The 2,509-nt window shown below is 45.2% G+C and carries 1 protein-coding gene and 1 pseudogene; both read right to left on the reverse strand.

Features of this window, described 5'->3' with window-relative positions; translation table 11 throughout:
* A pseudogene (locus tag B3O33_RS15075) lies at window positions 1–185 on the reverse strand (hypothetical protein); the annotation flags it as partial.
* 68 nt (window positions 186–253) lie between these two features.
* Window positions 254–2,509 (reverse strand): Lon protease family protein (locus B3O33_RS15080; protein WP_292363902.1); only part of this gene is annotated, 2,256 nt, incomplete at its 5' end.

Here is a 2,509-nt window from a genome sequence, read left to right on the forward strand (position 1 = left end):
AGCTGATTAATCGCACCATCAATTTCAACACAGCTATGCTTACGAATTTCGTCCGTAATTTCAACTACGGGTGGCTCGTAATAAATGGGCTCTGTTGGAACTGGCACCGGTGTTAGGGCCTGCACCGGAAAAGCTATCAATATAAATACCAGACTGTGCAGTTTAATAAAAAATTGATTTTTCATAATTGCATACCTTTCAATAAGCGTGTTTGCTTGATCTGGTTAACGGCAGACATATCCCGGACTAAAGCCTAATCACTGGCTTCGTGACTAGACTCTTTATCATGTTTATGCAACTCAGCCCAATTAGCCAATCTTGCTGCTACAGCCGCATTAAAACTATTTTCAGGGTAATTTCCCTGCTCATCTGCCACGCCAACTTCGTGATCAGTTAACACATTGATTGCATCAGCAATATCATCAACGGCATAAATATGAAATAACCCATTCTCGACAGACTGTCTCACCTCAGGCTTTAACATCAAGTGCTGCATGTTACTGCGCGGAATAATCACTCCCTGTGACCCCGTTAATCCCACCAGATTGCAGACATCATAAAACCCTTCAATTTTTTCATTGACTCCGCCGATTGCCTGAACATGACCAAACTGATTCATTGAACCGGTAATTGCCATGGATTGTTTCAACGGAATTTTAGCAATGGACGATAATAAGGCACATAATTCAGCGACTGTCGCGCTGTCTCCGTCAATCTCACCATAGTTCTGTTCGAACACAATACTGGCCGCCATGGATAGTGGCTTGTCCGCTGCGTAAAATGACCCCAGATAAGCCGCCAGAATCATTACACCTTTTGCATGCAGGTTGCCACCCAATTCTACCTCACGTTCGATATCGATTATGGCATCATCGCCATAGCGGCAACTGGCGGTAATTCGGGTGGGTTCACCAAAGTGAAAGCCACCGATACTTAAAACGGATAAACCATTCACCTGACCGACACGTTTGCCACGCACATCCAGCTGAATGATTTGCCGCTGGATTTGCTGATAAACCACAGAGCGCACCCTATCAACCCTTCTGAGACGTTGCTGCAAGGCATGATCGACGGCATCAGCGGTGATTTCCGCTTGTTGGTATTTTCTTGCCCAATAAGCCGATTCACGTAACAGATCGGTCATATCCCCAATATGCAATGACAACTGCTGGCCATCGTTGATGGATCTGGCCGCATATTCGATCATCAATGCAACTGCCCCTTGCTGTAAGGCCGGCAAATGTTCATTCATTGCGGTTGAGGCAATCAATTTAGCCATTTGCATATGCGTTTCTGCTGTACGCGGCAATTCATCTTCCAAATCAGCCAGCACTTTAAATAACCCTGCAAATTCAGGATCCCATTCATAAAGCTGATAATACAGATCACGATTTCCCAACAATATAACTTTTGCTGATAACGGGATCGGTTCAGGTTCAAGTGACACCGTTGCCACTAAACTGTAGGTACGCTCCAGATTTTCCAGCGGGATCTCAGCCGCTTTTAAAGCGGCTTTCAAGCCTTCCCAGGCAAAAGGCTGTTCTAACAGCTTTTCGGCATCCACAATCAGAAAACCACCATTGGCCCGATGTAACGCGCCAGCTTTGATCAAAGTAAAGTCGGTAACCAAAGCCCCCATCATCGCCATGTTCTCAACACACCCCAACAGACTCTGATGATTTGGTTGATTCAGATACACCACCGGTGCGCCATGCAGTTCGGCATTATCCACAATCAGATTAATCTGATAACGTTTCAGGCAATTATCAACATGAACCTCTTCCTGACGCTCTTCATTTTTCAGAAACATCTCGATATTGCGTTGGATATCAAACTGCATATCATCAAAATAATTCTGTAATAGCTGGGATTTCGGATATGCGTGGCGTAAAAAATCTATTTGCCGGGTAACCACTTCCAAGGCCACCTGATCATTGAGCGAAGTAATTTTATTTGCTGTGTCATGTTCCCATTCATGAATTTCGCTCAACGTTTCCTGCATCGCCACCTGCAATTTAGCAATGGCTTCTTCGGTTTCCATTTTTTTGGCATAGGGAAGATCTTCAAAATCTTCTCCCGATAAAGGTTCACCTTCATGTTGTGCAGCAAAGGCATATGCACCATCTTCCATTCTCAGTAACACGACACCATGTTTATCCGCTTCAATCTGCAAAGCTCCGAATAAACGCACCCGATGCTGACGACTGGCCTCCTCAATGGCACGAAGCCGTCCCCGATAATATTCATCATCAAAGGCATACGGTAATTGTTGCTGCAGCTCTTTAATGACACGCTCAATATCCAGCTTAAGTTGCGCACCTTCTCCGGCAGGTAATGACAAAGCTTTGGGTTGCTGGGGCAGATCGAAATTATGCAAATAGGCCCAGTCTTTTGCATCTGGCCGGCTGGCGCTATGTTTGGTGAGAAATTCACTGACAAGTGACTTTTTCCCCATACCCGCCTCACCCATTACGTAAAGGTTGTAACCATCAGCCTGAATATTCGCTGC

Source organism: Methylophaga sp. UBA1464 (assembly GCF_002325665.1).
Taxonomy (GTDB): domain Bacteria; phylum Pseudomonadota; class Gammaproteobacteria; order Nitrosococcales; family Methylophagaceae; genus Methylophaga.